The organism is Bosea sp. NBC_00550 (assembly GCF_026020075.1).
Lineage (GTDB): Bacteria > Pseudomonadota > Alphaproteobacteria > Rhizobiales > Beijerinckiaceae > Allobosea.
Window position 1 is genome coordinate 480,046 of the sequence record NZ_CP102772.1, and the last position, 19,552, is coordinate 499,597.

The following is a 19,552-nucleotide window of genomic DNA, read 5'->3' on the forward strand; positions in this document are numbered from 1 at the left end:
TCTGCGATCAGGCTGAAAGTCTGGGGCGGGGGGCAGGCTGAAGCCCGAGGGTCTCGAAACTCTTTTGGAGGTTACCAAATGAAGCTCGTCAAGAGCCTCCTCCTCGGTTCCGCCGCCGGCATCGCCGCGGTCGCCGGGGCTCAGGCCGCCGACCTTCCCTCGCGGAAGGCCGCTCCGGTCGAATACGTTCGCGTCTGCACCGCTTACGGCGCTGGCTTCTTCTACATCCCCGGCACCGACTCCTGCCTGCGCATCTCGGGCCGCGTCCGCGCCGAGTACGCCGTCGGCGAGCGTTACAGCGACTTCCAGGATGCCTACGGCACTCGTGCTCGTGGCCGCCTGAACGTCGACGTCCGTACGCAGACCGCCTACGGCACGCTGCGCACCTTCATCCGCTATGAGCTGACCAACAACACCGGCATCTACGCTTCCGGCACCGGTCCGTTCAACGTCGGCTCCAACGTCCCCGGCCTCAGCCGCGGCCCTGCCAGCTCCGCCACCACCTCGCTGCTCGATCTGGCCTTCGTCCAGTTCGGCCCGATCACCGCTGGTCGCGCTCAGTCGTTCTTCGACTTCTACGCTTCGGACCTGAACTTCGCTTCGATCCGTACGGCAGACTCGCGCGTCAACCTGTTGGCTTACACCGCCACCTTCGGCTCGGGCTTCTCGGCGACGGTGTCGCTCGAAGACCGCACCTCGGGCACGGTTGGTCGTGAGCTCGGCGGCATCATCCAAGATCCGGTTCTGTTCGTGAACGGCGGCGCTGCTGTCACCCAGGGTCAGGACTACCCGGATCTCATCGCCTCGCTGCGCGTCGATCAGGGTTGGGGCTCCGCTCAGCTGTCGGGCGCCGTCGGCCAGCGCAACTACGCCACGCTTGCGAACGTCGCTGCAGTTAATGGTGACGAATTTGCCTGGGCCATCCAGGGCGGCGTCAAGATCAACCTGCCGTCGCTCGCCGCTGGCGATGCCCTGTGGCTGCAGGCCGCTTATGCGGACGGCGCTCTCGGCTACCTCGGCTGGTCCGGTGGCAGCTTCGGCCTCGGCCGTCTCGGCCGCCTGAGCCTGGCTGACGCCTCGATCAACCCGGTCACCGGCAGCATCGATAACTCGACCGGCTGGTCGCTCGTCGCGGCGTTCCGCCACTTCTGGACCCCGACGATCCGCACCGAGATCAGCGCGTCGTACTCGGAACTCAAGCTCGGCTACAACGACAACTCGCAGCTCTTCTTGGCTTCGCGCTCGCTGGACCCGAAGGAATTCCTGGTCGCTGCCAACGTGATCTGGTCGCCGGTTTCCGGCCTGGATATCGGTGTCGAAGTGCTCTACTCGCACCTCGACGTCCGTGCGCCGGTCGGTGTCGTCAGCAACGCCAACGTCCGCAGCGGCGTGCTCGGCATCAAGTCGGAAGACACGCTCTCCGGCCGCCTTCGCATCCAGCGCGACTTCTGATCGGTCTCCGATCTCAGTCGGAAGCCCCGGGGAAACCCGGGGCTTTTTTTATTGTCTGTGGGTTGCCGAGGCTTCGCGGTTGACGAGCGCGCGTCGTCGGGCCTGATCTAGCGTATGCGCCGTTCTTGCTAGCAGTCTCAAAGAAGACGTGGAGCAAGGCGGCGGTTGGATCGATATCTACGGGTCGCCTGGTAAGCCATTGATAAGGTAGGGCGGTCGCGATCATCGGATGCCTGCGCCCACGCTGAGCGGACGCAGGGGTAGGGGGCAAGACATGTCGCAGCCGGCGCGCTGGATCTGGGGGCTGATTCCGCTGGCTCTGCTATGGGGCGCGGGAAATCTCGGACTGGACGATGCGATCGAGCGCGACGTCGGTGCCCGGGCCGTGCAGGCCGTGGCTGCGGTTGCCGGCAAGACGCCGGGCGCTCGCCCGGTCGTGGCTCAGGTCGAGGGCCGGGACGTCACCATAGGCGGCGAGGTTCTCTCCACCGACGGCGCCAACAAGGCGATGTCGCAGCTTCGAAGCGAATTCGGCGTCCGCCGTGCGTTCGGAGGACTGTCCCAGGTCGTGGCACAGAAGCCTTACTCTTGGTTCGCCGCGCGCTCGGCGGACAATGTCGCGCTCGGCGGCTTCGTTCCGGATCTCGACACGGCCTCGGCCAATCTCGCAGCTGCGGCGCGCGCGCTGCCGGGGCTGCGCATCGACGACCGCCAGATCGTCGCCTTCGGAGCGCCCGAAGGCTTCGCCGCGATGACCGCCTCCATGATCGCTGAATTGCCCAGATTGGCCTCGGGCCGGATCGCGCTCGACGATGGCCGCTTCTGCATCGAAGGCAAAGCCGCGAGTCCCGACGCGTTCCGCGCGCTCGAGGCTGCCGCGGCGCAGCCAGCTCATTCCGGATTCCGGGCCGTGACGTGCGATCTCGAGCCGCCGACCATCGCGCCTTATCGCTGGAGCGCCGAGCGCAGCGCCGGCAACGCGCTCGTCCTGCGTGGTTTCTATCCGAATGAGGAGGTGCGCAGGCAGCTTCTCGACTCGGTGAAACGCGCCTTTGGAGCAGCCGTCCCCCTGCGCGACGAATTGCAGCCGGGCGCCGGTGCGCCGTCGGCGTTCCCCGAGAAGGTTGCCCGCGCTGCCGTAGATCTCGCCCGCCTCCGCGAGGGCAGGGCCGAGATCACTGGCGACGTCTACACGCTCTCCGGCAAAGGCCCGGACAGCTACGACGCCTGCCAGGCCCTGCGCCTGCAGATCGCCCAGATGGATGGGCCGGATTCGGTCGCGCGTGTCGCGGTCGATTGCCCACCGGAGCCGCCGCCGGTCCCTGTGGTCGTGCCCTTGCCTGAGGTGCCGGGCTTGATCCTGGACGATGTGCTGCCCGCCGCGCCCGCACCTCGTGACACCGCCGGGCCTGGGCTTTCGGCCTCTGGCACTGCTGCGCCACCGATGGCCTCCGGCGCGGTAGCCGGTGCGCCGGCAACCGCGCCGTCGGTTGCGGTCCTGCTCGATTGGACCGCGAGGCGCACCGATGGTCGCATCGCTCTGGAGGGAGCGCTGCCCAGCGAGCCGGTTCGGACCGGCGTCCTTACCGCTGCGCGCCGCCTGTTCGCGGAAACGGCGATCGACGACCTCATGGCTGTCGCGCCTGCGCTGCGCTCCGAACTCGACATCCCGGCATCGCTGTCTTTCGCGCTCGACGTGCTGTCGAAGCTGAAATCCGGCTCGGTGTCGGTTCGCGACAAGGCTTTCGTCATGGCGGGCGAGGTTGCGGACGCTGCGGGGCTCGCCGCGCTGCGCGACATCCTTGCCCGAGGGGCTCCGGCAGGCCTCAGCGTGCCGTCTTCTTTGCCGGATAGTATCGTGGTGCGGCCCTATGGCCTGGCGCTGTCCATGGACCGCACCGGCATGCGACTGTCCGGCTATCTGCCGGACGAGGCAATGCGGGCGGCCCTGCGTGGACTTATCGCGGATTCCCCGCTCAAGGACCGGCTCGAAGACACAGCGGTTGTCGTGCCGGGAGCTCCGCCCGGTTTCGGGGCCGCCATACGAACGGTTCTCACAGATCTGCTGCGTCTCGATCTCGGCTCGGCGTCTATCGAGGATGAGCGGATCGCCATCCGCGGCCTGACCTGCCGCGAACTGGTCAAGAGCGAGGTCGAGACCAGCGCGTCCTCAGGTCTGCCGCCGGGCTTCAAGGCCGATGCCGTGATCGGTCTGCGCCAGACTGGCTGCGTGGTCGATCCACCGGCGAGCTGCCAGAATGATCTCGACAATCTGACCAGGCAAAACACGGTCCTGTTCGGGCAGGGCACATCCGTCGTCGAGCTCGACACGACGACGGAGCGGGTGATCGGCGAGGCGGCGGCCATCCTCAAGAAATGCCCGGGCGCTCCGGTCACCATCGAAGGACACGCCAACCGCGACGGCGAGCGGCACGGCTTCGACAATCAGGATCTGTCGCTGCGGCGAGCATTGCGCGTGCGCGAGGAGCTGACGCGGCGCGGCATCGATCCGGGCCAGCTCACGGTCAAGGCCTATGGCAGTGCGCGTCCGCTGGTGTCTTATGACACGTCGGAAGCCAAGACGATGAACCGCCGCGTGCAGTTCACCGTGGCGAAGTAGGAGGCGGACATGCTCTATCTCGCCAGCCAGTTCGTCTGGTTCCTGCTCGCCGCTTTCGGCTTGGGGCTGGCCATGGGCTGGATCAGCAACGATGGCGGAAAGCCGCGCCTGTGGAGCGGCGCCTGGACCGTCCTCGCTCTGCTCTGGGCGGGCGGTGCTGCCCTGACATGGTTCCAGTGGCTGAACGGCATGGCGGCGACCTGGGTGGAGTCGGCCTTGCTGTTCGCAGCGGCGTATTGGATCGGCTGCGTCTGCGCCAGCCTCGTTCCCAAGAGGATGGCTGCAGAGACTGCTCCAGTGGCTGCGCAGAAATCGATGCCATCGGTGCCGGCCCGACCGGCTGCAGCTGTGGCCGAGCCATCCGTTGCGAAGCCTGCCGGCGCGCTTGCGCCGGTTGCCAACGAGGCCGAACTGCCCGGCCAGCGCCCGTCAGGCCTCGCGACGGCACGCGATGACAAGGCCGACGATCTCAAGTTGATCAAGGGCGTCGGCCGCCAGAACGAGGGTCGGCTGCATGGCCTCGGCATCTGGCATTTCGAGCAGATCGCAACCTGGACCGCTGAGAACGTCGAATGGGTCGGCAGTTATCTCGCCTTTCCCGGCCGCATCGAGCGCGAGGACTGGGTCGGCCAGGCGAAGGTGCTTGCGGCAGGCGGGAGCCGGAATTCGCCACCCGCGCCAAGGCGGGGGCTGGTCGAGACCTCACGGGATGACGGCTCCGCCGGCCTGGACAACGTTGCCGCCTTGCCCGAGGGCGAAACCAAGGCCGGACCCTCGAAATCCTGAACCGGTTCAGGCCGCGCGCCGCTCGGCCCGGGCAATCAGCTTGCCGATGCGCCGGATCATCTCATTCGAGCCCAGCAGCGGGGCGTGGCCCTGACCGGGGGCGGTATAAATCTCGCAGTCGGAATGGCGCTCGGCCATGTCCTGCAATGTCTTTTCTGCCAGAAGGTCGGAATTGGCACCGCGGATCGCCAGCAGCGGCACGGCCTTGAGGCCGTCGAAATAGGTCCACAACACCGGCAGCGGCGTCTCGAGGTCGAGCTCTTCGAGGACCTTCATCAGCTGGGGGTCGTAGTCCGGCCTGAGCGCGCCGTCGCGATCCGTCCAGGTCCGGCGGGCCATCACCTCCCATTCGGCTTCACTCAGCACCGGGAAATGCTGGTCGGAGAGCCTTTTCAGGATCTCGGCCCCTTCCGAAAAGCTGCGCGGCATCGGCAGCTTGCCGACATAGCCGCGGATGCGCAGCAGGCCGCGCGCGTCGATCACCGGGCCGACATCGTTGAGGACGGCGCCGCGGATCACGGCGGGGCGTGCTGCCGCCAGCGCCATGGTCAGAAGCCCGCCGCGCGAGGTGCCGACGAAGACGGCCTGTTCGACCCCCATCGCCACCAGCACCTGCATCAGGTCGTCGAGCTCGATGCGGATGTCGTAGTTCTTCCAGTCGCGGTCGTAGTCGGAGAGCCCGCGGCCGCGATAGTCGAGCGCCAGCACGCGGCGCGGCTTGGCGTCGTCCTGGGCAAAAGCCAGGGCCAGTTCGTGGAAATCGGCCGCCGTGCGCGCGAAACCGGGTAGGCAGATAATGGGCAGCGCGGGTGCTTCGAGCGGGCCGTAATCGCGCAGATGCAGCTTGAGTCCGTCGCGGGCGCTGACGAAGCGGGAAATGAAACCGGGCTCGGATGTCATGCAGGACTCGGAAAGGGCAAGGCGGATCCGCACCTAATCACGGTGGCGCCGGGTGCGAAAGCCGGTCTTGGACTGCCGGCCGTCAGGATGCGCCCCAGCCTTTCAGCTTGGCGAGGCAGCGATTGAGGCTGTCGAGTTCTTCCGGCGTGAGCACGGCGAGGAAATCGCGCTCCAGTTCCTCGCCCAGCCGGTCGGCCTCCTGACGGATGGCGGTCCCCTTTGCCGTCAGTCGGAGCGCGACGCGGCGAGCATCGGCGCTTTCGATCTCGCGCTGGACGTAGCCTTGATCCACCAGCTTGCGCAGATGCTTGGAAACAAGCGTCTGCTCGATAAGGGCCCCGTCCGACAGCGCGCGGGACGACAGGCCCGGAGTGTCGCCGATCACGCGCATCACGCGCAGCTCGCGGATATTGAGGCCGAGCCGCTCCTTGTAGACCCGCGAGGCCTTCGCCATCGCGGTCTGGCTCAACTGGTCGAGCCGAAAGGTCAGGAAGGGTTCGAGGGGCATCGCCGGCGGGGCTAGCGAGGGCTGCTTGTCCGGCTCGCCAGCCCGAGCGCAATCAGCGACAGCGCGGTGCAGGCAAGGAGATAGTAGGACGGAACCATGTCCGAGCCCGTCTTCGCCACCAGCCAGGTCAGGGTGAAGGGCGCGAGCCCGCCGAACAGCAGCACCACGACATTGTAGGCGATCGACATGCCGGTCGAGCGCACATCGGTCGGGAACATGCCGGCGAGCAGGCCCGGCGTCGGCGCCCAGATCGCCGCGATCGACAGCGCGCAGATCGCTTGTGCGATGAGCAGGCGTTCGAAGCTCGGTACAGCCACGACATAGGCCAACAGCGGATAGGACAGCAGCGCGAAGCTCAGCATGCCCAACAGCCAGATTCGGAAGGCGCTCCACCGGTCGGCGAGATGGCCCATGATCGGCACGAAGATGAACAGCAGGATGCCGCCGATCAGCGAGCTCAGCATCGCGCTGGTGAAGGGCAGCTTGAGCTGCCGCACCACATAGCCCGGCAGGAAGATGAACCAGACATAGTTCGAGGCCGTGCCGGGGATCATGATGCCGAAGCAGCGCAGCAGCGCGTTGCGATGCTCGGCCAGCACGGCCCGGAACGGCGTCCGGCTGGCGCTTTTGCCGCCCTCGCTCTCGTATTCGGGAGATTCGTCGACGAAGCGGCGGATGTAGAAGCCGAGTGGCGTGATCAGCGATCCCAGCAGGAAGGGGATGCGCCAGCCCCAGCTCTGGAGTGCCTCGGGTGACAGCAGCGTCGCCAGCGCATAGCCGGAGAAGGCCGCGAGCGCGAGCGCCAGCGCCTGCGAGCACATCTGGAAGCTGCCGAAGGTCATCTTGCGGCCGGGCGGCGCGTATTCCACCAGCATCGCCGTGGCGGAGGCGAATTCGGCACCGACAGAGATGCCCTGCAGGATGCGGGCGATGATGACGAGGATCGGCGCGAGGATGCCGATCGTCGCATAGCTCGGCGTCAGCCCGATCAGCACGGTCGAGAACCCCATGATCAGGATCATCACCGTCAGGATCGGCTTGCGGCCGAAGCGGTCGGCATAGGTCGAGAGCAGCACGCCGCCGATAGGCCGGACGAGGAAGGAGATCGCGAAGGTCGCAGCCGTCAGCAGCGCCGAGACGAGCGGGTCGGAACTCGGGAAAAAGACCTGTGCGATGACCGTGGCGAAGAAGCCGTAGACCAGGAAGTCGTACCATTCGAGGCCGTTGCCGATCACCGAGGAGATCACGGCGCGCCGGACCATCGCGGGAGAGCGCGATTGCCCGATCTGGATGGTGGCGGCGGTCATGCGTTGGCTCCCGTCTGGCGCTCGACGAGACGGCACAGGATGCTGGCGCCGATCGGGAGCAGGCGGTCATCGAAATCGAAGGTCGGGTGGTGGCACATCGCGCCGGGCTGCCCGAGGAAGATATAGGCGCCGGGCCACTCGCGCAGCATCAGCGCGAAGTCGTCCGAGAAGGGCAGGGGCTTGAGATCGACCTTCACATTGGCCTCGCCGAGCACAGTGCCGGCGGCGGCCGCAGCCGCTTCCGCCGCACGCGGATCGTTGAGGCAGGGCGGGCAACCCGCCTTCTTCGTGCAGGTGATGGTGCAGCCCGACATCAGCGCGAAGCCGCGGCAGATCGCATCGAGCTTGTCGACGATGCGGGCTTCCGTCGCCGGGTCATAGGTGCGGATCGTGCCGCCGAGCTCGGCGGTATCCGGGATGACATTCGGGGCGGTGCCGGCCGAGAGCCTTCCGAGGCTGATGACGGCCGGCTCCATCGGGTCGACATGGCGTCCGACGATCGAGGAGATCTCGGTCGCGAGCCGCGCCGCGACCTGAAGCGGATCGACGGTGGTGTGCGGTGCCGCGCCGTGGCCGCCCACGCCCTTGACCTTGATCTCGAAGACGGTGGTGCCGCTCAGCGTCGGGCCGGATCGGACGGCCGCCGTTCCTTCCGCGTAGAGCGGGATGGTGTGCAGCGCGTAGACCTCGGAGCAAGGGAAGCGCTCGAATAGCCCATCGGCGATCATGCGCTCGGCGCCCTGTCCGACCTCCTCGGCCGGCTGGAAGATCAGATGCACCTTGCCGCGCTTGGGTGGGTTGGCGGCGAGATGGCGCGCCGCCGCGAGCAGCATCACCGTATGGCCGTCATGGCCGCAGCCGTGGAATGTCGTTTCCGTCGTCGAACTGTAGTCGAGCCCGGTCTCTTCATCCATCGGCAGGGCGTCCATATCGGCCCGGAGCCCGATGGTCGGCCCCTCGGCCGCGCCCTTGATGACGCCGACGAGACCGGTGCCGCCCAGCCCGCGATGCACCTCGATGCCGAAGGATTCCAGCGTCCGCGCGACGAAGTCCGAGGTTCGAAATTCCTGGAAGGCGATTTCGGGATGGGCGTGAAGGTCGCGGCGCCACGCCTGAAGCGTCGGCGCGAAATCGGCAATGTCCTGCAGCATCGAAACCCCTCCGCTGTCCGCAAGGGGTATTTGAAAATTTCAAATATTGCAACGGGCAGGAAAGATCATTGCCGCATCGGCAAATCTCCGGTGTGAATTTGACGTACGGCCGGAACCCCCGCCGTCATCCCGGGCGCAGCGAAGCGGAGGCCCGGGATCCATGCCCGAGCGTTTGCTGGAAAGGTCCAGGCATGGATCCCGGCACGGCTGAAAGCCGCTTGTCCGGGATGACGCGCGGTTTCAGGTCCTCAGTCGCGCTTGCCGCCGCGCTTCAAATCGTAGTCGATCAGATAGGCTGTGCGCTGGTTCAGTCGCTCGCGATAGACCTGCAAATTCTCCATCACGCGCTGGACGTAGTTGCGCGTCTCGGAGAACGGGATGCGCTCGACCCAGTCGACGGCGTCGACCTCCGGATCGCGCGGGTCGCCATAGGCGGCGATCCATTTCTTCACGTTCGGCGAGCCGGCGTTGTAAGCGGCGAAGCTCAGGATGTAGGAGCCGCGCCATTCCTTCAGCAGGTCGTTGAGATGGGCCGCGCCCATCCGCGCCGCGTAGAGCGGATCCTGTCCGAGCTTCTGCCAGTCGAAGGGCAGGCCGGCGCGCCGCGCCGTCTCGCGCGCCGTCGCCGGCATCATCTGCATCAGGCCGCGCGCACCGGCTTGCGACATCGCGGTCGGCTCGAAGGCGCTCTCCTGCCGGGCGATGGCGTGAACGATCGCCCTCTCCATCGGGTCGCCGAGCACGTCGAACTCCGGGATGCCGTTGGTCGGATAGGCGGCCATATCGAGTGGGAAACCGCGCTGCAGCGCGGCCTTGCCGATGCCGACGAGCGCCCGCGCATCCGCCTCGCGACGGGCGATGGCCGCGACCGCCTCCAGCGCCTCGGTGGTGTGAAGGCGCTGCGCCAGGTCGTTCAGCATCGCGGTGGCGAGGTCGCGCTCGCCGATGCGGTAGAGCAAACGGACGCCGCGATGGCCAGGCAGCGCCTCGAGCCCGGCCGCGGCCGAACTCCTCAGCGGCAGGCCGGCCAAGCCCAGCTTGGCCCGCGCGAGTTGTCCGTAATAGGCGATCGGTTGCTCGGCGGCCTTGCCGAAGGAGGCCTTTGCCTCCTCGGTCTTGCCCAGTTCCTCATAGGCACGGCCCCGCCAATAGGCGGCGCGCGAGGCCGAGATCGGCGTCTCGGCGATGGCCGCCGCCGCGTCGAAATGCTTTAGCGCGACATCGGCCTTCTTGAGGAAGCGCAGCGCGACGAAGCCGGCATGCCATTCCGCTTCGATCCGCTCGGCCGCATCCTCGGCGCCATGGCCGGCGGAAACCTCATAGGCTTTTGCCGGCTGGCCGGCATCGATGAGCTTGCGCGAGATGATGCGCCGCTCTTCCCACCAGCCGTCGCCATCCCCGAGCAGCGCCGGATCGCGCGGGATGTTGGCGAGCGCCTTCACCGCATCGTCGAGCTTGTCGCCGCGGCGGGCCTGCTGCGCCTGCAGGAAGGCGAAGGAGACATCGCTGCGCACGGAAGGTGGCACGGCGGCAATGAGTTTATCGGAGATCGGCCGGCGTGCACCGGCGCTGGCGAGGCGCGCTCTGGCCAGCACGACATAATCGGCCGAGACGCGAGCGGCATTGCGCAGTGCCGCCTCGCCGCTCTCCTTGAAAAGGAAGCGCTCGGTGCGCAGGCGATGGTCGTCTTTCGTCAGCGCCGTCTCGAACTCCTTCAGGACGATCTTCTCGAGCGCCTGTCCGAACGGATCGGTGCGCCAGCTCTTGCGTGCGAGAGCGATCGCCTCGTCCGTGCGTCCCTCGTCCTTGAGCGCCAGAGCGAGCGCAATCCTTCCGGCCGGCGAGACCGGCTGCTGGCCATGGAAGAAGGTGCGCACGACCAGGGGGCTCTTCTTCTCGGCGATCAGCGCCTCTTCGGCGCGTCGTCGAAAACGGGTCGTGGCCGGATAATTCGGATGCTCGCGGAGGAAGGCGTCGATCCGCGAGAAGGACACGGAGCCCGCATTGGCGAGGATCGCCACCCATTCAAGCAGCGCGCGCGCCGCGCGGTCGTCGATCCGCGCAGCGAGATCGTCGCCCTCTCCGAGCGCGCCGCGGCGATAGGCGGCGACGGCCGCCTTCACGGCATCCGGATTGATCGCATCCTCGTCGCGCATGACGGCGGGTGGATAGGACGGCAGGGCGCCCGTGATCTCAATGTCGCCGATCATGGCGAGTTTGCGCTGGCTCACAAGCATGCCGTCGTCGCCGGCTCGCGTCGATGAGGCGCAGAGCAGGGCAGGCAGCAGCAGGCCGAGCAGTCTCCGCGCGGCGGCAGGCGAGGCCATGGCGGGTCTCCATCCTGTAGCAGGCATTGGTCGATGGTCGGTGAAGGGGGTTTATGAAGGTTTAACTATGAGGCCACGCATTTTCATGGGTTGCCGGCTTTGCCTTGGCGGAACGACGGTTTATGTGTGGCGGCCCTATCATCCACGTTTTCGGTTCAGGATCGTCCTCATGACCAAGCACATTGCCTTTACCGGCTCGATGCCCGCTCTGGTCACGCCGTTCAAAGCCGGTAAGGTCGACGAAGAGGCACTGCGCGCGCTGGTCGACTGGCAGATCGGCAATGGCTCCACCGGCCTCGTTCCGGTCGGCACCACCGGCGAGAGCCCGACCCTCAGCCATGACGAGCACAAGCGCGTCGTCGAGATCGTCGTGGAGCAGGCCAAGGGCCGCGTTCCGGTCATTGCCGGCGCCGGCTCCAACAACACGATCGAGGCGATCGACCTCGCAAAGCATGCCGAGAAGGCCCGCGCCGATGCCGTGCTCGTGGTCACGCCCTACTACAACAAGCCGACCCAGGAAGGCATGTACCAGCACTTCAAGGCTGTGAACGATGCGGTCGGCATCCCGATCATCATCTACAACATCCCTCCGCGCTCGGTCGTCGACATGTCGGTCGAGACGATGGCACGGCTCTACGAGCTGAAGCACATCGCCGGGGTGAAGGACGCCACGGCCAACCTCGCCCGTGTCTCGCAGCAGCGCCACGCCATGGGCGCGGACTTCATCCAGCTCTCGGGCGAGGACATGACCGCGCTCGCCTATATGGCGGCCGGCGGCCATGGCTGCATCTCGGTGGTCGCCAATGTCGCGCCGCGCCTCTGCGCCGATCTCATGGAGGCCGCGCTCAAGGGCGACTACGCCGCGGCGCTGAAGGTGCAGGATCGGCTCGTGCCGCTCCATGACGCAACTTTCAAGGAGCCTGGCCTCGCGGGCGCCAAGCACGGCCTCGCTCTGCTCGGTCGCATCGAGGAGGAGGTTCGCCTGCCGCTGATGCCGGTGACGCCGGCGACCGGCAAAGTCATTCGCGAGGCGATGGTGTTCGCCGGGCTGTTGAATGCCTAAGTAGAGATTGCGCTCGTCCGGTCGTCCCGGCCGACGCCAGGGAGAAGAGCCGGGATGTACGAGCCCAGTCATTTCAAGGTCGAGGATCGTGCGCAGCTCGACGCGGTCATCCGCCAGCATCCGCTCGCCACGCTGGTGACAGTGGGCGAGGGTGGGTTGATCGCCAATCCCGTGCCCTTCGTCCTGCATGCCGATGAGGGCGAGAACGGCGTTCTGCGCGCCCATCTCGCGCGCCCCAATGCGCAATGGAAAGCGATCGCGGCGGGTGCCGAGACGCTGGTGATCTTCACAGGCGTGGAGCGCTACGTGACGCCGGCCTGGTATGCGACCAAGCAGGAGACGGGCAAGGTCGTGCCGACCTGGAACTACGTCACGGTGCAGGTGCGCGGCCCGGCCCGCACGATCGACGACGCCGTCTGGCTGCGCGCCCAGCTCGAGTCGCTGACGCGCCAGCAGGAGGCGCCGCGCGCCGAGCCCTGGGCGGTGAGCGACGCGCCTGAGCCCTTCATCGCAGCGCAGACGCGCGGCATCGTTGGCATCGAGATCGAGATCGCTTCGATCATCGGCAAATTCAAGCTCAGCCAGAACCGGCGGGAGGACGACAAGCTCGGCGTTCTCAACGGCTTGAGCGCCAATCCTGAATCGGAATCGCAGACGATGGCAGCGCTCGTCAAGGAACATGGATTCGGCGGCAACGCATGAAGAAACCCGATCCCGAGCGCTACAGGCTGGCCGCCGATAATCGCAAGGCGCGCTTCAACTACGAGATCAAGGAGACCCTGGAGGCGGGCATCGCCTTGCAGGGCACCGAGATCAAGTCGTTGCGCGGCGGCAAGGCGACGATCGGCGAGAGCTATGCGGGCCCGATGGGGACCGAGCTTTACCTGTTCAATGCCCACATCCCGGAATATCTCGAAGCCAACCGCTTCAACCATGAGGTCCGCCGGCCGAGGAAGTTGCTGCTGCATCGCCGCCAGATCAACCAGCTGATGGGCGCGATCCAGCGCGAGGGCATGGCCCTGATCCCGCTCAAGGTCTATTTCAACGACAAGGGCAGGGCGAAGGTCGAGCTCGGCCTCGGCAAGGGCAAGAAGCTGCACGACAAGCGCGAGACCGAGAAAGAGCGCGACTGGAATCGCGACAAGCAGAGACTTCTGAAATCGGGCGGCTGAGCCGCTCCGGATCAGCTCTCGACGGGTTCGTCACCCTGGCGGATGCCGTAGCGCCGCTCCAGCGCCGGGTTTCCGGGAGTGCCGGGCGCGCCCTGGCCGCCTGCACGGCTCGCGCGCTCGGAGGGGTCGCGGCCGATTTTCTGCATCAGCTGGGCGAGGTCCAGGAACTCGTCGCATTGCCGGCGCAGCTCGTCCGAGACCATCGGCGGATTGGTCGAGATCGTCGAGACGACCGAGACCTTGACGCCCTTGCGCTGCACCGCCTCGACCAGCGGGCGGAAGTCGCCATCGCCGGAGAACAGGTAGATCTGGTCGAGATGCGACGCGAGTTCGAGCATCTCGATCGCCAGCTCGATGTCCATGTTGCCCTTCACGCGGCGCCGGCCGGTGGCGTCGGTGAATTCCTTGGCCGCCTTGGTGATGACGCGGTAGCCGTTGTAGTCGAGCCAGTCGACGAGCGGACGGATCGAGGAATACTCCTCGCTCTCGACGAGCGTCGTGAAATAGAAGGCGCGGATCAGGTTGCCACGGCCCTGGAACTCGCGCAGCAGGCGCCGATAATCCATGTCGAAGCCGAGCTGCTTCGACGTGGCGTAGAGATTGGCGCCATCGATGAAAAGCGCGATGCGCGGTGCGCCGTTCATTGCAATCACTCCTGCTGAAATGTCTTCAAGTAACAAAGATGGAAACGAAACGCGTTCGAACAATGTCTTTCATGAATGAATTTTGACAAGTTTCAAAGAGACGGCGTGGCGTCTTGACGCGGCGCTGCACTACCGAAGTCGCGGTGTCGCCGGGTTCGCCGCGCTGATGCCGCGACCTACCTCTCGGACTTGTCGTCTCCGGAAAGCAGGCGCAGCCGCGCGGGATTGCCGACCGCCGTGCGGCCTTCGGGCACATCGCGCGTGACCACGCTGCCCGCTCCGATGATCGCATCGTCCCCGATCGTGACGCCCGGCAGGATGATCGCGCCGCCGCCGATCCAGACATTGCGCCCGATGCGAACCGGGCGGCCAAATTCAAACATCTGCCGGCGCTGAACGGGATCGCGCGGATGATCCGCGGTGAGGATCTGGACGCCAGGGCCGATCTGCGTGCCGTCGCCGATGGTCACGGCCACCACATCGAGAACGACGCAGTTGAAGTTCAGGAAGACGCCATCGCCCAGGCTGATGTTGTAGCCATAGTCGCAATGGAAGGGCGGGCGGATCGTGACGTCGCGCCCGACATGGCCGAACGCCTCCTTCATGAGCGCCGGCCGTTGCTCGGGCGCTGCCATGGTCGCGTTGAAGCGCTCCATCCAGGCGCTGATGCGGCGATTATCGGCGATGAGCTCAGGGCTGTCTGCGCGATAGAGCTCGCCGGCCAGCATCTTGTCCTTCTCGCTGCGCATCGCGGTTCCCGGCGCGCCTCAGCCTTTGCCCTTGGGAAACTCCAGCCCCATCTCGCGATAGCGCTCGGGGTCGTCGCTCCAGTTCTCGCGCACCTTCACGAACAGGAAGAGATGGACCTTGGCCTCGGCCGCTTCGGCAATCTCGATGCGCGCCTTCTGGCCGATCGCCTTGATGGTCTGGCCGCCTTCGCCGAGCACGATCTTACGCTGGCCTTCGCGCTCGACATAGATCGTCTGCTCGATGCGGACGGAGCCGTCCGGCCTCTGCTCCCAGCTCTCGGTCTCGACGGTGGAGCGATAGGGCAGTTCGTCGTGCAGCCGCTCGAAGATCTTCTCGCGGGTGATCTCGGCGGCAAGGAAGCGCAAGGGAGCGTCCGAGATCTGGTCTTCCGGGTAGAGCCAGGGGCCGAGCGGCAGCCGTGTCTCCAGCCAGGTCAGGATGTCCTTGACGCCATAGCCGGTCAGCGCCGCGACCATGAAGGTCGCTTCGAACTGCGTGCGCTCGTTCACCTTGGCGGTGACCTCGAGCAGCTTCTCCTTCGGCACCGTGTCGATCTTGTTGAGGATCAGGAACTTCGGCTGCTTCAGCTCGGCGAGCTTTTCGAGCAGCGCGGTGTTCTCTTCATGCTCGAAGCGGGCGACATCGACGAGCACGCCGATCAGGTCGGCATCGGTCGCTCCGCCCCAGGCACTCGTCACCATCGCGCGGTCGAGCCGGCGCTTGGGCGCGAAGATGCCGGGCGTGTCGACGAAGATGACCTGCGCCGCGCCCGATAGCGCGATGCCGCGCACCTGCGTCCGCGTCGTTTGCACCTTGCGCGAGACGATCGAGACCTTGGCGCCAACGAACTGGTTGAGCAGCGTCGACTTGCCGGCGTTCGGCGCGCCGATCAGCGCGACGAAGCCGCAGCGCGTGGGTTGATCGGATTCAGACATTCTCGCCTTCCGGGTTGTCGTTCCACAGGCCTTCGCGCCTCAGGAACGCTTCGGCTGCTGCCTGTTCGGCCAGCCGCTTGGAGGGGCCGCGCGCCTCGGCGTCGGCGAGCCCGTTGATTTTCGCCGCCACCACGAAGACCGGCGCATGGTCCGGGCCGGAGCGGCCGCGCTCGCTATAGGTCGGTGTCACGTAACCTTTACCCTGCGCCCATTCCTGCAGGGCAGTCTTGGCATCGCGCAACGGCCGGACCGGCTTCATCATCCGCTCGCCGAAGGCACGCTCGACCAGCCCGCGGGCCGCATCATAGCCGCCGTCGATGAAGACCGCACCGATGATCGCCTCGCAGGCATCGGCCAGGATCGCCTTGTTCTTCCGCGCCCCGCCCTGAATCTCGCCTTCGCCCAGCCGCATGAACTGGCCGAGGTTCCAGCTTTGCGCAACCTCGGCGCAGGTCTCCTTGCGCACGAGATCGGCGAGGCGGCGCGAGAGATTGCCTTCTTCCGATTGGGGATAATGCCGGAACAGCAGATCGGCGATCGACAGGCCCAGAACACGGTCCCCGAGGAATTCGAGGCGCTGGTAGCTCGCCAGCCGCGAATCCTCGGCGCTCATATGCGTGAGCGCCGTGGCCAGGAGTGCCTTGTCGTTGAAGCGGTGCCCGAGCGTGACCTCGAGCCGCGCGGTGTCGGGCGCCTTGCGCGCGGCTTCGCTGGCCTTGTTCACTTGATGGTGCTGAACAGACGGTTCCAGCGAACCGTGTAGGGCCATTCCCAGATCTTCCAGGCCGAAGCGCCGTCCTCGATCGAGAAGAAGATGATCTCGGCGCGCCCGACGAAATTCTCGAACGGCACAAAGCCGACGCTGCGGTCGCGCGAGTCGAGCGAGTTGTCGCGGTTGTCGCCCATCATGAAGAAGTGGCCGGGCGGCACCTGGAACACCTGGGTGTTGTCGAAGGTGCCGGTATCGCCTTCGCGCTCGATGATCTCGTGGCTGACGCCGTTCGGCAGCGTCTCGCGGTAGCGGATCACCGGTACGCTGCGGCCCCAGTTGTCGCTGGTCACGTAATCCGCGATGCGCTCGCGCTTCACCGGCTGGTTGTTGATGTGGAGGATGCCGTCGATCATCTGGATGCGGTCGCCAGGCAGGCCGATGACGCGCTTGATGTAGTCGGTAGAATTGTCGGTCGGCAGCTTGAAGACGGCGATGTCGCCACGCTTGGGCTCTGCCGCCCAGACGCGCCCCGAGAACAGCGGCGGGCTGAACGGGATCGAGTGCTTGGAATAGCCGTAGGTGTATTTCGACACGAACAGATAATCGCCGATCAGCAGCGTCGGGATCAGCGAGCCCGAGGGGATGTTGAAGGGCTGGAACAGCAGGGTGCGGATGACGAGCGCAATGAGAAGGGCCTGAACGACGACCTTGATGGTCTCGAACACGCCGCCTTCTTCCTTGGCCGCCTTGCTTTTGCTGTCGACGTCGTTGGCCACCCGGGCGCTCCTGAGACTGCGATCCAGCGCGCGGTCTAGCCGACTATCGCGCCTGCGACAACGCGCAAGAGCAGTCTGGGGGGATGACGCTGCCGGATGGCGAATACATGGCCAGAACAATTCCAGTCTGAGAAAACGGCAAGAAAAAGCTACGATTACCGGTCTCGGCAAGTTGACGATATCGTGTTTCGAGAACAGCATCGCGACCGTTCAACCTCTGAGGGAATCGCGATGAGCATGAAGAAATATGTCGCCGAAGCCATCGGCACATTCTGGTTGACGTTTGCGGGTTGCGGCAGCGCGGTCATTGCTGCGGGGTTTCCGAATGTAGGCATCGGGTTGCTGGGTGTTTCGCTCGCCTTTGGCCTCACCGTCGTGACGATGGCCTATGCGATCGGCCATATTTCCGGTTGTCACCTCAATCCCGCCGTGACGGTCGGTCTTGCTGCCGGCGGCCGGTTTCCGGGCAATCAGGTCGTCCCCTACATCGTCGCACAGGTGGTCGGCGCGGTCGTCGCGGCCGGCCTCCTCTACGTCATCGCGCGCGGCGCTCCGGGCTTCGATCTGGCCAATGGCTTCGCCTCGAACGGCTATGGCGAGCATTCGCCCGGAAAATACAACCTCGTCTCCGCCTTCCTCATGGAAGTCGTCATGACGATAATGTTCCTCTTCATCATCATGGGCTCGACCCACGGCAAGGCACCGGCCGGCTTCGCGCCGCTCGCCATCGGCCTGGGTCTCTGCCTGATCCATCTCGTCAGCATTCCCGTGACGAACACCTCGGTGAATCCGGCCCGCAGCACCGGGCCGGCCCTGTTCGTCGGCGGCTGGGCGCTTGGCCAGCTCTGGCTGTTCTGGCTTGCTCCGCTGATCGGCGGCGCGCTGGGCGGCGTGATCTATCGCTGGCTGAGCGAAGAGCCGGGGGGTGTCGTCAGCGGCACGCAGCCGGCCGAATAAGCCGGCTCGATCTTCTCCGACGAAAACCAAGGCCGGCGCTTTCAGCGCCGGCTTTTTTGTTCTGTCGCGCTCGTTCTACGCCGGTCTCTCGCCGTTGATAGGCCGGGCCTCGATCACGACGAAGGCCTGCGCCAGTGGCGGATCGTCCGTCAGCGAAACATGGACGATCGCCTCGAAGCCGGGCGGGGTCATGGCTTGCACCCGCTCCAGCGCGCCGCCCGTCAGCTTCATCGTCGGGCGCCCGCTCGGCAGGTTGACGACCTCCATGTCGCGCCAGAACACCCCGGCCCGCATGCCGGTGCCGAGCGCTTTCGAACAGGCCTCCTTGGCCGCGAAACGGCGGGCATAGGAAGCCGCGCGCGTCGCGCGGCGGTCGGATTTCACCCGTTCGCCCTCGGTGAAAACGCGGTGGGTGAAGCGCTCGCCGAAGCGTTCGAGCGAACGTTCGATGCGCCGGATGTCGCAGAGGTCGGAGCCGATGCCGAGGATCATGCTCGGGATTTAGAGCATCGGCCCGGAAAGTGGAAACCGGTTTTCCGGCAAGGCCGATGCGTTCAAGGCGCTGCTGCGCGGCCTTCGTCCATGGCCTGCCGCATCTGGCGGATGGCGGCTTCCAGCCCGATGAAGATCGCTTCCCCGATCAGGAAATGGCCGATGTTGAACTCGACGAACGCCGGGACAGCGGCGAGCTTGCGGGCTGTCTCGTAGTCGAGCCCATGTCCGGCATGGACCTCGAGGCCCATTTTGGCCGCATACGCTGCGCCATTCGCCAGCCGCCGGAATTCGGCCTCGGCCTTGGCCGCCTCGCCATCGACGACGGCGTGGCACCAGCTTCCGGTGTGCAGCTCGACGACCGGCGCGCCGAGTTTGGCCGCCATCGCGATCGGCGCCTCGTCCGGCTCTATGAAGAGCGAGACGCGGCAGCCAGCCGCTTTCAACTGCGCGATGCGCGGCGCGAGCTGTGTTTTCTGCCGGACGACGTCGAGGCCGCCTTCGGTGGTGCGCTCCTCGCGCTTCTCCGGCACGAGGCAGGCCGCATGCGGCCTCAGTCGCTCCGCCAATGCCATCATTTCGTCGGTGGCCGCCATCTCGAAGTTGAGCGGCTTCGTCAGTTCGTTGGCGAGGCGGACCATGTCGGCATCGCGGATATGGCGGCGATCCTCGCGCAGATGGGCGGTGATTCCGTCTGCGCCGGCGGCGATGGCGAGATGGGCCGCCCGAACCGGATCGGGCAGGGCGCCGCCGCGCGCATTTCGCACAGTGGCGACATGGTCGATATTCACGCCCAGACGCAGCCGTTCGGCCATGGTGCAAGCCCCCTTGGTAACTGCGCCGTGCTTAGACGAAACTGCGCCATCGGCTCAATGCAGGATTGTGATGGCGGCCTCACGATTTGTGATCGGTGCGGCGACGAGGCGATTTGCGATTTGATAACCGCGAATGCTTGTCGGTTATCTGTGAAGGTAATCGTAACCGGCCGCTTGTAACGTCA

The 19,552-nt window shown here is 66.0% G+C and carries 19 protein-coding genes; 7 read left to right on the forward strand and 12 right to left on the reverse strand.

Annotation, left to right across the window (positions count from 1 at the left end; translation table 11 throughout):
* The first annotated feature begins 78 nt into the window (after positions 1-78).
* The 3 genes from NWE53_RS02285 to NWE53_RS02295 all read left to right on the forward strand — a co-directional run bounded on the left by NWE53_RS02285 (position 79) and on the right by NWE53_RS02295 (position 4,858).
* Entirely contained in the window at positions 79-1,452 is a 1,374-nt protein-coding gene (locus NWE53_RS02285) for a porin (protein ID WP_265052773.1), read from the forward strand.
* A 274-nt stretch (positions 1,453-1,726) separates the two neighbouring features.
* On the forward strand, positions 1,727-4,072 hold the full coding sequence (locus NWE53_RS02290; RefSeq protein WP_265052774.1) for an OmpA family protein: 2,346 nt from the start codon (positions 1,727-1,729) through the stop codon (positions 4,070-4,072).
* Positions 4,073-4,081: 9 nt separating this feature from the next.
* On the forward strand, positions 4,082-4,858 hold the full coding sequence (locus NWE53_RS02295) for a hypothetical protein (protein ID WP_265052775.1): 777 nt from the start codon (positions 4,082-4,084) through the stop codon (positions 4,856-4,858).
* Positions 4,859-4,864: 6 nt separating this feature from the next.
* Here NWE53_RS02295 and NWE53_RS02300 read toward each other — a convergent pair whose 3' ends face one another.
* The 5 genes from NWE53_RS02300 to NWE53_RS02320 all read right to left on the reverse strand — a co-directional run bounded on the left by NWE53_RS02300 (position 4,865) and on the right by NWE53_RS02320 (position 11,051).
* A complete protein-coding gene (locus tag NWE53_RS02300; protein ID WP_265052776.1) occupies positions 4,865-5,758 on the reverse strand; it encodes an alpha/beta fold hydrolase in 894 nt (297 codons plus the stop codon).
* 82 nt (positions 5,759-5,840) lie between these two features.
* Positions 5,841-6,266, reverse strand: coding sequence for a MarR family winged helix-turn-helix transcriptional regulator (locus NWE53_RS02305; protein ID WP_265052777.1), 426 nt, complete (start codon positions 6,264-6,266; stop codon positions 5,841-5,843).
* Positions 6,267-6,277: 11 nt separating this feature from the next.
* Entirely contained in the window at positions 6,278-7,573 is a 1,296-nt protein-coding gene (locus NWE53_RS02310; protein ID WP_265052778.1) for an MFS transporter, read from the reverse strand.
* Complete coding sequence (locus NWE53_RS02315) at positions 7,570-8,724, reverse strand: amidohydrolase (protein ID WP_265052779.1); 1,155 nt, start codon at positions 8,722-8,724, stop codon at positions 7,570-7,572. The genes NWE53_RS02310 and NWE53_RS02315 overlap by 4 nt, the downstream gene beginning before the upstream one ends.
* A 248-nt stretch (positions 8,725-8,972) precedes the next feature.
* Positions 8,973-11,051, reverse strand: a complete 2,079-nt coding sequence (locus NWE53_RS02320) for a lytic transglycosylase domain-containing protein (protein WP_265052780.1) — start codon at positions 11,049-11,051, stop codon at positions 8,973-8,975.
* A 169-nt stretch (positions 11,052-11,220) separates the two neighbouring features.
* Between NWE53_RS02320 and dapA the strand changes: the two genes are divergently transcribed.
* Genes dapA through smpB form a run of 3 tightly spaced genes read left to right on the forward strand, consistent with a single transcriptional unit; the run spans position 11,221 to position 13,286 of the window.
* On the forward strand, positions 11,221-12,114 hold the full coding sequence (gene dapA, locus NWE53_RS02325) for a 4-hydroxy-tetrahydrodipicolinate synthase (protein ID WP_265052781.1): 894 nt from the start codon (positions 11,221-11,223) through the stop codon (positions 12,112-12,114).
* Positions 12,115-12,168: 54 nt separating this feature from the next.
* On the forward strand, positions 12,169-12,816 hold the full coding sequence (locus NWE53_RS02330; RefSeq protein ID WP_265052782.1) for an FMN-binding negative transcriptional regulator: 648 nt from the start codon (positions 12,169-12,171) through the stop codon (positions 12,814-12,816).
* On the forward strand, positions 12,813-13,286 hold the full coding sequence (smpB, locus tag NWE53_RS02335; protein ID WP_265052783.1) for an SsrA-binding protein SmpB: 474 nt from the start codon (positions 12,813-12,815) through the stop codon (positions 13,284-13,286). The genes NWE53_RS02330 and smpB overlap by 4 nt, the downstream gene beginning before the upstream one ends.
* Before the next feature lie 11 nt (positions 13,287-13,297).
* Here the strand turns inward: smpB and NWE53_RS02340 are convergent, their stop codons facing one another.
* The 5 genes from NWE53_RS02340 to lepB all read right to left on the reverse strand — a co-directional run bounded on the left by NWE53_RS02340 (position 13,298) and on the right by lepB (position 17,103).
* Positions 13,298-13,930, reverse strand: coding sequence for a LabA-like NYN domain-containing protein (locus NWE53_RS02340; protein WP_265052784.1), 633 nt, complete (start codon positions 13,928-13,930; stop codon positions 13,298-13,300).
* Between the two features lie 176 nt (positions 13,931-14,106).
* Complete coding sequence (locus tag NWE53_RS02345; RefSeq protein ID WP_265052785.1) at positions 14,107-14,679, reverse strand: sugar O-acetyltransferase; 573 nt, start codon at positions 14,677-14,679, stop codon at positions 14,107-14,109.
* An 18-nt stretch (positions 14,680-14,697) separates the two neighbouring features.
* Entirely contained in the window at positions 14,698-15,615 is a 918-nt protein-coding gene (gene era, locus NWE53_RS02350) for a GTPase Era (RefSeq protein WP_265052786.1), read from the reverse strand.
* Positions 15,608-16,339, reverse strand: a complete 732-nt coding sequence (gene rnc, locus NWE53_RS02355) for a ribonuclease III (protein ID WP_265052787.1) — start codon at positions 16,337-16,339, stop codon at positions 15,608-15,610. The genes era and rnc overlap by 8 nt, the downstream gene beginning before the upstream one ends.
* Positions 16,336-17,103: a signal peptidase I gene (gene lepB / locus NWE53_RS02360; protein ID WP_265052788.1), complete on the reverse strand. Its 768-nt coding sequence runs from the start codon at positions 17,101-17,103 to the stop codon at positions 16,336-16,338. The genes rnc and lepB overlap by 4 nt, the downstream gene beginning before the upstream one ends.
* Before the next feature lie 231 nt (positions 17,104-17,334).
* On the opposite strand from lepB, the gene aqpZ reads away from it, so the two are divergent.
* Positions 17,335-18,060, forward strand: a complete 726-nt coding sequence (aqpZ, locus tag NWE53_RS02365) for an aquaporin Z (protein WP_265052789.1) — start codon at positions 17,335-17,337, stop codon at positions 18,058-18,060.
* A 75-nt stretch (positions 18,061-18,135) separates the two neighbouring features.
* Here the strand turns inward: aqpZ and acpS are convergent, their stop codons facing one another.
* Together acpS and NWE53_RS02375 are read right to left on the reverse strand one after the other, a co-directional pair.
* Complete coding sequence (acpS, locus tag NWE53_RS02370) at positions 18,136-18,552, reverse strand: holo-ACP synthase (protein WP_265052790.1); 417 nt, start codon at positions 18,550-18,552, stop codon at positions 18,136-18,138.
* A gap of 62 nt (positions 18,553-18,614) precedes the next feature.
* Positions 18,615-19,367 (reverse strand): pyridoxine 5'-phosphate synthase, encoded by a 753-nt coding sequence (locus tag NWE53_RS02375; protein ID WP_265052791.1) that lies wholly within the window; start codon positions 19,365-19,367, stop codon positions 18,615-18,617.
* Positions 19,368-19,552: the final 185 nt, after the last annotated feature.